Origin of the sequence: Chitinophaga oryziterrae, assembly GCF_009758125.1 — a bacterium.
GTDB classification, from domain to species: domain Bacteria; phylum Bacteroidota; class Bacteroidia; order Chitinophagales; family Chitinophagaceae; genus Chitinophaga; species Chitinophaga oryziterrae.
On record NZ_WRXO01000013.1, the window covers coordinates 79,985 to 92,098 of the forward strand.

Genomic DNA, 12,114 nt, shown 5'->3' on the forward strand with positions numbered 1-12,114 from the left:
TAATCTTAAGGAGAAATTGGACAATTTCCTGCAATGTATCGGGAAGGAAATGTTTGAATTGCGGAAAAGGCATAATAAAAGTTTAAGGACTGTTGCGAAAGCTACAAAAATGTCTCCCGGTATAATCAGTAAAGTGGAAAAAGGAGAATACGATACCCTTTGTTTAACAAGACTGCTCCGACTTTGTAAGTATTATGAAGTGCATATAGCAGATGTAATAACACGGGGCGAGAAGTGTAATACTATTTAAACCTGCTTTCATATGGAATTGAATAGAACGTAAATAATTTCAAAGATTTTCAACAGGTAATCAATGTGTAATTAATGTGTATGTCAATAGGTATGCGATAGCATTGATTTTGATTGTATAAGGATTTGTTAATCCGGATTTTGGTTTACAGTTGCTCTCTGGTAGTCCTGGTTATCGATTGACACATTTTAAATAATATAGTTATGTCAATTTCCTAAGCAGAAAACTTTGCATAAAACAACATTTCTTTGCAACTTTTGGAAATATTCGTACACGTTCGTGCACGATCGAGCACAAGTGGGAAAGTGAAATTTCACGTTGTTATACCTTCGTTTTATATCCAATTATATGAAACATGAAGTCCAACGTCAGTTACCCACTAAGCCATCTATGGAGGTATCCAAACGCTTACTGCAAGCAGATAAATATGCTTATACAGATGAAGAAGTCTCCCTGATAATTGACTTCTTACATCGTTTAGCAGCTATTGATCTTAGCATTTACGAAGACGCAATACGAAAAGATACGCCAGTCATTCACATTAAAGAGTATACAGATGATAACTCAGCGAAAAGCATTCCTATATCCCAGGGTCAGCACAGACGAACAGGCTGACGGGTATAGCCTTGCCCATCAGGAAGATGTATTGATACGTTACTGTGAAAAAGAGAATATACAAGTCGTCGGTATTTACCGGGAGGATCACTCTGCAAAAACATTTGACAGACCTGAATTTCAGAAGATGTTGAATGTGGTAAGCAGGAACAAAGGAATTGTTAATTTGATTCTGTTCTCCAAGTGGGATCGGTTCTCTCGTAATGTAGCTGCAGCCTATGAAATGATAGGTAGGTTAAAGAAGTATGCCGTAGAACCGCAATCTATTGAGCAGCCTTTGGATATGGAGATACCAGAGAGCAAGATTATGTTAGCTATTTACCTGACTACGCCAGAAGTGGAAAACGATAGGAGAGCATTAAATACTTTGCATGGTATGCGACGGGCAAAGAAGGATGGCCGTTACCTGGGCATTGCACCAATAGGATATAATAATGGCAGGGATGCTCATAATAAACCGTTCCTCGTTCCCAATGAAAAGGCAGCTACTATCCAATGGGCATTTGAAGAGCTATCAAGAGGAATATGGGATATAGATGCACTTAGACGAATGGTAAACCGTAAGGGAATAAAGGTAGGTCGTAGCCAGTTCTGGAGCTTAGTACGTAACCCTGTCTATTGTGGTAAAGTGTTTCTGGCGGCTTATAAGAATGAGGCGGCACATTGTGTAAAGGGTATTCATCAGCCGATTGTATCGGAGGAATTGTTTGATGATGTGCAGGACGTGTTAAAAGGTAAGAAACGTAAAGTAAGAGTAAACTCGTTTACAGAGATTGACGAATATTTACCACTCAGAGGCTTCCTAACCTGTAAACGGTGCGGAAAGCCTTTAAGTGGCAGTGGCTCTCGTGGTAATGGAGGGGTTTATTATTACTACCATTGCCAGTCAGTTAAGTTATGTAAAGAACGTTTCCGGGCAGAAACAGCCAATGAAGCATTTGTAAAGCAGTTAAGCCAGATAGCAACCAATGCTCCTATAATAGACTACTATTGCCAGCTTATCAGCAAGGCATTAAAAGGAACTGAGCAAGGAAAGGAGAAAGAACAGAAAGAAGTGCAGGCTGCAATAGATAAGTTATATCTAAGGGTACAGAATGCACGTACACTTTTATTAGATGGAGACTTCACGGCTGATGAGTTTAAGGAGATAAAGAAAGACCTGCGGCAACAAATAGAAGACCTGGAAAAGCAAAAGATCCGGTTACTATCTACCAAAGACGATTACCAGGAATACCTGAGCAAAGGAGGCGAGATTATGAAAAACATAGCCACCCGCTATATCGCAGCTTCCCCAATCGGCAAAAAACAAATCATTGGTTCGATCTTCCCGGAAAAACTGATTTTCTCAGAAAACAAACTTCGAACCACAGAACCGAATGTAATATTAGAGTTAATAAGCAGGCCCGTAGCGGGCTCAGAAGAAGACAAAAAAAGAAAGGTCGGAGAATTCTCCGACCTTTCCACTAGTGTGCCCAGAACTGGAATACTATCTTTCTGGATACCAATATTTTATAAACTCTGAACGTCAAATGAATGTCACGATATTTCAAAGGCTGAAAAAGCGTGCCTGTTTTGCACGATTTCCAACCCTTTCTACCTGTCGAGGCGAAGATAAGAAAATTAGTCAATTTGCCAACTTGGTGGTATTGGTTTACTTTAATTCAAAGTGAGATATACTATATAAGAAAAAGTTCGAAGTCTATAAAGCTAAAAAGGGAAAAGGCCTGTTTTATAGTAAGTTTTGTAATCGTTATTATGTTGTAACATGAACTAATTCTTTTACAATATTATGTATAAAATCAATACAACTTTCAACATCAGTTGAGGAGATTGGCCATTTTGTTCCTGGATTCGTAGGATCCATATCAGCTTCGTGGGCTATTTTATTTCTTCTATCTATAATTAGTTTCAAACGTGCTTTAAGGTCTTTTAAGGATATTCCAAGTACTCGTCCTGCATCTTCCCATATTTTTTTTTCGGATATTAGCCTCATAGCTTCTGCTATCTTATCGGGCTCCTGAAAACTTAACCAAGAATGTTTGTCCCTTATCGAATTTCTGATAATACTTTCAGAAGGTTTAATTGTATCATTATATGTAATTGATAAAGGAATCTGAAATCGAAGGAATGCAGATGTTGGAGGGCGAATTCCTTTATATATTTCAATCATTTCATTTAAGACATATTCATGTACAAAATGATCGAGAGCACTGGCAACAAGTACAATTTGTGATCTGTACAAATCTGACAAGTCTATAGCGTTAGTAGTTAATGTGTCTAAATGATCAATAGTACCTTTGAGGTCTTTAATGGCATTGATATTAATTTCAAATTGAAGAAATGCATTATTCATCAGTAAGTGATATTATTGCATCAGCTAATTTAGAAAAAATTTCTAAAAATTCTTTTCGCTTCTTCTGATCTTGTTTCAAAACTGCTCCTACATGGCCAAACATGTCATCTTTTAGATCAAAGACTGGAGTTTTATGTTCTTGCGAGGTCGCTATTAAAGTATTGAAATCTGGAATTTGAACTAAACAGTAACTTTGCATAAACTCTTCTCCCATACTTTCATACTTTTCCTTTTCTAAAAGCATATTAATTTTATTCATTGCCGGAACAAAGTTATTAACGACAGCATTATTTATTCTATCAATCCAAGCTTGAAACCCCTCAGTCGCTTGTCCCTTTCTTGGCCTATATTTTTGAATGATAGTGCCTAGGAACTTAGGAAATCCCTTGGGGAATGGGTATGAGGCAGCTTCTAACTCTGTTAGCGTTTGCGCTCTTTCAGACCATTTATTCCATCTTGGAAAAACTGTGTTCAATGAATCAATAGCCATTTTTGAAAAATAGTCTGGGGATGTGGGTACAAGAAAATAATCACTAGTCATTAGTATATTCTGATTAAGAGGCCCCAAGCTTGGATTCATATCAATGAGGACATAATCAAAATCAAATTTTTCAATTTCCTTTTCAAGAAAATACGACAACGCTCCAGGGATATTTTTTAGAGCTTGTATTGAACTTGATAATTCTTGAGCAATGCCAAGTGTAATTTCATACTCTGACAAATTAATATGACCAGGTATTAAATATAAATTCTTAGTTTTCCGAACTTTTACTGGCTCAACTGCTTCTATTAATTTAGGTAATGATTCATATGCTGGTCTTAACGCCGATTTTAAATTAACTTCTGGAGATTTAGTGTAAAAATTTTCAAAATCATCATTGCCTGAATATCCAAGTATTAGACCTGTTAAATTGCATTGTGGGTCCGCATCTACCAAAAGTACTTTATACCCTTTTTTTGCTAACATCCATCCAAGATTAAAGGTCGTTGTTGTTTTACTGACTCCACCTTTATGATTAAACAGCGATATTTTCTTTGTCATATTTTAATTATTCAATTTATTTCATCCGCTAGGTTAGCCCCAATTGGGGTATTTTGCAGTTTCAACCTCCAACATCGAATTCAATCTGTAACCATCTGCATTATGGCCGGTAGCAAGAAACCTAATAATACCTTTTAGCTTATTATTTATATAGTCATCAATATATTGGTTCTTCTTTAAATAACTTTTCTCACAAATTGTGAATTCATTCTCTGTATCACGAGTTTGTAATGTATAGTTAAATATCTGATTTAACTATACATTTATTGTTTCTACAATATGATAATGTTATCAATCTGGAATTGCAACTATAAAATGGACAGTCGGTTAAGCTGCAATATTTAATTTGTTTAAGTTCAGTTCAGTTGACTGAAAAATAAGAAACCTGCTTTAAGAGCAAGTTTCCTATTTTAGTGTCCGGTAGCGGTAGATTATCGAGCCAATTTTGTTGATCATTAGTAATTTATAGAGTTTTCTCCCCAATAACTTAAAACAAAAGTTGTTCTCATGTCTTTATCAAGTCTTTTTGCCAACAACAGAAATTGCAAAAAGAACTAATTGAGTTACGGTAGAGACCAATCTAAAAAGCTTCCATTATTGCATTCATAGCCTATTGTTGTTTGCCGTGTTTTTCCTTTGCATCGTTAGCGGCGTCTCTTGCGTCTTTTGCGTCTTTTTGAGCATCTTTGTTTGATGTTTCCTTGGCAGCCTTTTCAGCCCTATTTGCAGCCTTTTCAGCCCCCTTGACATCACCCTTATCTCTGGCATGAGCTGCGTTATCTCTTTCTGTCCTCGCCCTATCATTTGCTGTTTTTTCCTTATCTGCTTTACTCTGGGCGTGCGTATAATTACTTATCAATAAAAAGCCCAATTAAGGCGAATCCCATTAATACTACTTTTCTTTTCATAAATTAATAAATTTAAGATTAAAAATAAAATAGGTAGAAATAGAAGCAGTTTAAGCTTTGGAATTGTTACATTAATAAATTCCGCTTCTGAAGGGCCTTTGCCATAATATATGTAATAAAGATGCTTAAATTTAGACAAGTGGACAATACCAACTAGTTTGTATTTTTTCTTTATACAGGCCTTGGAAAGTTGATCTACGTGAATGATGATGAAATGCAAGTACAAGGTAATAGGTTTGGCATTAGTACTGCAATTAAAGCTATTGACACTGTTATGCCTCCCTGGAGGACCGTCTTTACGACCCACTTAAAAAGGGCATAATAGTTTGCCCGTGTTTCACTAGTAAGTTTATCAGATATCTACGAAACCGCTTATAAAAGTTCTCCGTAATATCAACCGGAAAAATAAAATCATTTCTTATGAACTCTTTAAATTTGCTAAGGGAACAGTTCAGATGTCAATTTCCTTCTCTTTTATTTAATTTGATGTACTCCTCGAAATATTCAATGAAATTTGCCTTGAACTTATGAGCCGGAATAATAGAGGTACCTATAGCTCGTTGTTCTATGGTTAACTGGCTTTTCTTTGTTTCCGGAATTTTAAGCGTTTCCTCATTGAAGTTCTTCCGCTCTTGACTATTGGGTTTAGCATAAATAAAAATGTAGGTAGTTGGGCGTTGTCCCGGTCCGTGTGCCAGATCATAATAGAAATGAATTTTATGTCCTTTCTTGTTTAGCGTTTGTTGAATGTTCATAAAAGTGCTTTTTAAAACCTTCTATCTTTTTGCTTATATTTGGAAACCGAGCATTAAAGAGGACGCAATATTATCTTGAACAACATAATGGTATATGCAGTCAGGACTTAATCGAATTAAATTTCAAAAATACCCCTTGCAAGAAAGGAAGCTAAACTTGTTCGTGGATTATTATAAATACTATGTACAATTTGCGGGGGTGATCTCTACATTTGAACTCGATAATCCACATTCAATTGTAGACAAGATTATTTTTCAGTTGGAATATAACAATACTGAAAAAAGCGTTATATATTTAAAAAACCACTTTTTTAAGCTAAAAACCTATCCCAAAGCGTACATGGAGACATTTTCGAAATATGCTCCAGTGATAGAGAAGTATAATTCCTGGATTGCGTCAGGATATAAGTACCAATTTATAAAAACTAGTTTCCCTGATATTATTCATTCTTTAAAAGATCTTAGAGAGGAATTACAACATAACTTTTTGAAAAAGGCAGTGGATACCATAAAACATTTTGTCCTTTGTGAGTGTCCTGTCGATGCCCATCTTAAGGAGATTATATTTCATACCCGGCTACTTGCGTCCGAGATCGTTATGATCCGTGGTAGCAAAAATCAGGCGCAGGAACTTTTTGAGGAAATAATGACTAACGATTTTACAAAATTTCCGTACCCTCGGCATTTATATAATGATGATGATAAAAGGGGATTTTTTGATACGAAAACCATTCATGAAACGCTAGATGCTATCAATAGTTTTTCAAACAGACAAGCCTTTGATTGGGACGTTAATTTTAAAATTGAAGGATTAACTTTACCCTTAGATTATGTTTTCAATTTTGGAGATACTTCATTATTCCCGGCCAACCATCCCGATAAAAAAGTGTTGCAAGATGCCATCAATAATTCCATGGATGATCTTGTTAAAGGTTATTTGTCTAGTTCTGAGCACTCAATTGCTGAGGTAAGGGTAAAAAGTGTCACTTATAATGGAGCATATCGGGAGGCGATTAAACTTCTTAATTTTACTATAGAATACATTAACCAGGTACTTGGCCAAAGTTTAATGGTCAACAGATCCAATTATTTTTTTTCCAAGGACAGGATCAATTATGGATATTTCTTCGGGGACCTCTCAGGAAAGATCCAAATAAATCAATTTGAGCGCATCAAACTGGAGGACAATGCTTATCAATTTTTTAATGGAAATCCTTCCCCTGCAAAAGAGAAATTTCTTCAATTAGAGCAAAGTTACGTAGAAGCTAGAGGGAAAAATGACATTGCCGGTCTATGGCAATATCTTGAAGCGTTATTGAAAGATGGAACGGCTGACAAAAAAGTAAAGGCTTACGTATCAGGAGCGATTCTATTGCATGAAAAACAGTTCCGGTATCCCCAGATTTATGAATATTTGCGGAACTCGATTCATGTTTTGAATACCAATCATAAAGATATAGGTATAACAATTGAAGAACAAACCGCTTATGTCAGAAAAGAATTGGACTTTAAGGACTTGAAAAATAGAATTACTAGTGTTTTTTTTCATCACGCATTCCGAGAATTGAAAACATATAGCACCAAAAATTGGATTAAAACTCAGCGTTCTTATTATTATTCATTACTTGAAGAAGCCTATGAACAGAGAAATTTTATTCAACATGGAGGTAAGTTTAATTCGAGGGCAAACATTAAGCTAACTTACAGCTTTCCTATTATCACAGCCAGGTTAAGATGGGTGTTTTTTGACTATATTAAACGTTTTCCAACTAAAGACTTAAAGGGAATAATCGAGGCTATTAAAGAGGATGTAGGATTAAAATTTGGAAGTATTCAATAATACAGCCCAACATTGTTGGATATTTCACCCAATAGGTAACAATTTTAAAGTAGAGCAATTCTTTGATTCAAATATGATAGATATATGAATTGTATTTTCTGTAAGAAAAATTCTGACAACTCCACTAGTGTGGAGCACATTATTCCTGAAAGCCTCGGTAATAAAAAGCACATATTACCTAAGGGGATAGTCTGTGATCAATGTAATTCATATTTTGCTATCAAGATTGAAAATCAATTATTAAGTCAAGAATATTTTAAATTTATTAGATCCGCGCAGGGGGTGCTTTCAAAAAAAAGAAGAGTAATACCTTCAACAGGTTTTATAGTTCATCCCGAAGGAGGCAATGTTGAAATTTACCGAGAACCTTCAGGAGTGTTTATTGATATTCCAAAGTCTGAGATTGTTGACTTAATTGTAAAAGGAAGAGTTAATAAACTGTATATTCCCCACCATATTGAGCCAGTTCTAGAAAATGTACCACTGTCGCGTTTGCTTGGGAAAATGGCAATAGAGGCTTTGACCCAAAAAATACTTAATGTTGACGGTTGGGAAACTGAAATAATTGATAAAGCCGAACTGGAACCCTTGAGATCCTATGTGCGCTATGGACCAGCAAAGATCAAGTTATGGCATTATAGCCAAAGAATACTGTATCCTCCAGACTTTACATTTATAGCAGAAAACGGAGAAACATATGAAGTGTTGCATGAATATACTTTTCACTATTCAGATGCTAATGAGTTGTTTTTTGTTATAGCAATCTTTGGTATCGAGTATGCTATAAATTTAGCTGGTCCTGAAATTGATACTTATCAGGCTTTGATTAGAAACAACAATGGAAAAAGTTTTTTATATTGTTAGATTCTTCTGTAAACCAATTAATTAATAATATAAAATACCCCCCCCATATATTTTTTAGCTCCATAACTACATTTATTTTTTAATGAATAATTTTCATAAAGCTTAGAATGCATCAAAGCATACTTATTTAATTATTCCTAAGGCTTTTATATTCGCGAAGCGTGGTAAATTTATTGAGATATTTAAAAGTTTGGGGCGGGGAAAATTGCGGGTTAATTAATTTAATAGCACTTAAAAGGATCTCCGCATCTAGTTTAAAGACATTTTCAAGTTCTATACCAATTGCCTTGGTGGCTGTTTTGTAATATTCATTGAAGCTTTTCTTATCTACTCCTATCTTATTTTTATAATCGCGCCACATTTCGGCTGGTGTACAATTTATGATGTTGCCGACAATAGCTATAGCAGTTACAGCCATAACGGGTTTTGTGGTATAAATGATAATCATATCACCTTTAGTAGCTTTGGGCATAGCTTTACGCAGTTCTATCGTTTTATGCCCCGATAGGATTTGATCTACGTATTTACTCTTGATCGATATCAAAATCAAATTACTCATTGTTCAATTTTATTCCTTTCCCTATACAATATAACTCGATATATGTCGAGGCTGTAATCCTTAATGGCGATTGAAAGTTATTGTCTTTTTCTCCCCTGGACTTAAGTATTTCTTTAATTTTTTTATAAGTTACAACATTTTCAAAAGGTTCTGAGTTACTGAACCTTAAAATTTTAATGTCTTTATAAGGGTCATTTTGGGCTAAGGGTTTAATATGCTTATCCCAAGAATACACTCCAAACTTATCATATTTTTTGAATAAATCTTTTGCAGGTCCTATTATAATTTCGTCTAAATAAGAGGAACAAACCAAAGACATTTGTCGGCTTGATTGACCATCTTGGCTGGCATACCAAAGAATCCTAGCTGGAAACTTTTCAATGTTTGGCTTCAGGTTTCGATAATATACGTTCTCCTTATTCCAAATCAATTGTGGCTGTGAACCGAATAAATCTTGTTTTGCGGCCTTTGCATCAAATAATTCCCTGGCGTAAGCTGGTTTTATCGGGATGATAAAACAAGGTATTTCGGTATCCATCACTTTTAGCGGCCATAGCTGTCTTTCCAAGAAATATGTATTTAGAATAATTGCAGTTTCAGAAAGTTCATCTTTGAATTTTGTTAAAGCAAGGGATAACTGAGGTATATGTTTTACAGCATCACTTAACTCGGATTCTAAATTCTGGATGGGGCAAATTTTATTGTATACCCCCTTGATGTAGCCTTTTTTATGAGGATAGAAGCCATAAGATTCTAAAATAGAAATTTCTATTGGAGTCAGAAATTTATCTGTCACAATAATAAATTCTTTATTTCTTTTTATGGCATGATTGATCAGGTCATAAGTATTTTGCATGAATATTGTCTGACGTAGATTGTATTGCTTAGTCCTGAGCAACGGAACCATTACCATGTTATCCTTATCATAGTGGCCCACTAATCCAACCTGATCATTACCTTCATTAATCAATAGTAACGTACCCGTATTTTTTAAAATTAGACTGATACAGATACTAAAATCATTCTTTTTTTCGCCGTCCCCGTGTTTGAGAAAAAAGGATGAAAGTATGTCACTTTCATCTGCGGTTGCCTTTTTAATAGAAAAGTTACTACCTGAGAGCTTACTTGGGAAATAATCAATCGCATTTGTAGAAACATCTATTTCCAAGAACAACGAAGAGGGTTTCAGTACTTTTAATTGATATTTATCTTTGATATGCGCCTTGTTTTTTAAAATACCCTCATCAAGAGTAATAAAATAAGGAAACCCTGAGAGAATAGCCTCCGCAATTTGCCGCCGGTCAGACCTATCGTTATCTGAAGTACCGGAGATAATACCTTGAAGTTGGATTTCCAGGTCGTTGATGCTGGGTTTATGAATATTTAATTCTGGAAAATTTCTGATAAAAGCAGTACTCCGGTTTTTCCGTTCTTGGTTTTGATCCCGGAAAATTTCGCTTATGGTTTCCGAAGTTTGAAAATATTCTACGTCACTAACTAAATAGTCATTCTGGAGATGGGCGACTTCTTCGTAGCAATCATCGTTTATATTTAAATCCCGAAGTTTGGCAATAATATTAAAGTCTAATACGGCTTTTATTTTGTCTGTCTCGATATAAGAAAACAAATCATTTTTCCCGAAACTAAACCACCAGATGATCAAATGGACATTCTGGTTGCTGCCCCGGCTGGGTTGCCTCCCTTTGGGTTGAAAATTATATCTTTTCCAAAATTCAATAGCATGTAAATAATCACTACGGCAACTGAGTTTAATTCCCCGTGCTGATGATTTATATAGTTCAACAAGCTTGTCAATAAGTTTGGAAGAAAGTCCTTTACCTCTGGAGTCCTTGTCTACACACAAATGAACAATGGATAAGGTTTGATTTCTGTTTGTAAAGCGAAATAATAAGTACGCCGTCACAAAGCCATCTTCTCGAGCTATAATAACCCAGTTCTTTTTAATGCTATCTATAAAGGCATCTCTAGGCATAAGCCCAAGGGTGGCACGGTTTCCACCCCATAACTTAATAATATCTTCCAAATGAGATATTTTAGCTAATGTGATCTCATTTGCCATTGTGTGAAGTAATAAACATGGGATAAGGCTTTAATTCTGAAAGGTAACATTTTCATTAAAGATAAAATATCTAAACTGCGTTATATATTGAGTTTCACGAAGTCCGTTTGGTCTACTCAGAATTTTTATTATGATCTTGAAAATAAACCTTCTTATGTTTTTGATGGTAGAAAAATGCCCCAATGCTCCAGATCCTTTCAGATTTGGGAAATTATTTGAAAAAATAAAATTAATATCTGAAATTATATAATGAAGTACACCTTTTAAAATCATAGTCCATATAAGAAAGGCTTATTATAACTACTAATAAAATCATAGTTTATTCCGGCCAAGAATTTAATCTCTGGATAATTTCGATTTCCCCTCCTCTTTTTTCAAGTTTTGGGATGATAACTGCATCGTAAAGGGCCTTTTGCTTCAGAGAAAGTGAACCATAACCTGAATGGATCACTTGCCTGGCCACACCGGCTGCATCCATTTTATCATCTATTAAGCCCTCATCTATGAGATCTTGAATCGCCACATGCAATTCGAAATCAATATGATCATTATAACCCATAAATCTATATTTTATTAAGTTCTTACTAAATATACGTTAATTGCTGCTTATTTGTAGACTGTTAGAAACTAAAGACATAGTTGTTATTAAGAAAGATCATCAAAGGACCCCTGTATTAGTCAATTTGACACAAGGTTCAATGGTTTAGGTATTGAATTAAGACGACTATTGTAGCAGTCGAGGTAACGCTTATCCTCAATTCAGGGTCAACTGATAAGATATTGTCAAATGAAGTTTTAATTGATTTGTCAAAGGCTAAGCAAAATGGCTTTCCAGATTTTTTATTAAA

The 12,114-nt window shown here is 35.0% G+C and carries 12 protein-coding genes; 5 read left to right on the forward strand and 7 right to left on the reverse strand.

What is annotated here, in order from left to right; translation table 11 throughout:
* Nucleotides 1–49 precede the first annotated feature (49 nt).
* The 3 genes from GO495_RS32775 to GO495_RS29910 all read left to right on the forward strand — a co-directional run bounded on the left by GO495_RS32775 (nt 50) and on the right by GO495_RS29910 (nt 2,387).
* On the forward strand, nt 50–250 hold the full coding sequence (locus GO495_RS32775) for a helix-turn-helix domain-containing protein (protein WP_420808927.1): 201 nt from the start codon (nt 50–52) through the stop codon (nt 248–250).
* Between the two features lie 348 nt (nt 251–598).
* A complete protein-coding gene (locus GO495_RS29905) occupies nt 599–865 on the forward strand; it encodes a hypothetical protein (RefSeq protein ID WP_157303628.1) in 267 nt (88 codons plus the stop codon).
* Complete coding sequence (locus GO495_RS29910) at nt 807–2,387, forward strand: recombinase family protein (protein ID WP_157303629.1); 1,581 nt, start codon at nt 807–809, stop codon at nt 2,385–2,387. Before GO495_RS29905 ends, GO495_RS29910 begins: the two co-directional genes overlap by 59 nt.
* A gap of 231 nt (nt 2,388–2,618) precedes the next feature.
* On the opposite strand, the gene GO495_RS29915 is transcribed toward GO495_RS29910, so the two are convergent.
* The 4 genes from GO495_RS29915 to GO495_RS29930 form a co-directional block, all read right to left on the reverse strand.
* Nucleotides 2,619–3,218, reverse strand: coding sequence for a HEPN domain-containing protein (locus GO495_RS29915; protein WP_157303630.1), 600 nt, complete (start codon nt 3,216–3,218; stop codon nt 2,619–2,621).
* Complete coding sequence (locus tag GO495_RS29920; protein ID WP_157303631.1) at nt 3,211–4,260, reverse strand: ParA family protein; 1,050 nt, start codon at nt 4,258–4,260, stop codon at nt 3,211–3,213. Before GO495_RS29920 ends, GO495_RS29915 begins: the two co-directional genes overlap by 8 nt.
* A 610-nt stretch (nt 4,261–4,870) precedes the next feature.
* Nucleotides 4,871–5,119, reverse strand: a complete 249-nt coding sequence (locus GO495_RS29925; protein WP_157303632.1) for a hypothetical protein — start codon at nt 5,117–5,119, stop codon at nt 4,871–4,873.
* A 507-nt stretch (nt 5,120–5,626) separates the two neighbouring features.
* Entirely contained in the window at nt 5,627–5,923 is a 297-nt protein-coding gene (locus GO495_RS29930; RefSeq protein ID WP_157303633.1) for a hypothetical protein, read from the reverse strand.
* 94 nt (nt 5,924–6,017) lie between these two features.
* Here GO495_RS29930 and GO495_RS29935 point away from each other — a divergent pair, with 94 nt between their 5' ends.
* Together GO495_RS29935 and GO495_RS29940 are read left to right on the forward strand one after the other, a co-directional pair.
* A complete protein-coding gene (locus GO495_RS29935) occupies nt 6,018–7,763 on the forward strand; it encodes a hypothetical protein (RefSeq protein ID WP_157303634.1) in 1,746 nt (581 codons plus the stop codon).
* 84 nt (nt 7,764–7,847) lie between these two features.
* Nucleotides 7,848–8,627 carry an HNH endonuclease gene (locus tag GO495_RS29940; protein WP_240915378.1) on the forward strand — a complete coding sequence of 260 codons (780 nt, stop codon included), beginning with the start codon at nt 7,848–7,850 and terminating at the stop codon, nt 8,625–8,627.
* 127 nt (nt 8,628–8,754) lie between these two features.
* Here GO495_RS29940 and GO495_RS29945 read toward each other — a convergent pair whose 3' ends face one another.
* From GO495_RS29945 to GO495_RS29955, 3 genes are all read right to left on the reverse strand, one after another.
* Entirely contained in the window at nt 8,755–9,186 is a 432-nt protein-coding gene (locus GO495_RS29945; RefSeq protein ID WP_157303636.1) for an ASCH domain-containing protein, read from the reverse strand.
* Nucleotides 9,179–11,266: a GNAT family N-acetyltransferase gene (locus GO495_RS29950; RefSeq protein WP_157303637.1), complete on the reverse strand. Its 2,088-nt coding sequence runs from the start codon at nt 11,264–11,266 to the stop codon at nt 9,179–9,181. The genes GO495_RS29945 and GO495_RS29950 overlap by 8 nt, the downstream gene beginning before the upstream one ends.
* 319 nt (nt 11,267–11,585) lie before the next feature.
* Nucleotides 11,586–11,825: a hypothetical protein gene (locus tag GO495_RS29955; RefSeq protein WP_157303638.1), complete on the reverse strand. Its 240-nt coding sequence runs from the start codon at nt 11,823–11,825 to the stop codon at nt 11,586–11,588.
* Nucleotides 11,826–12,114 lie beyond the last annotated feature (289 nt).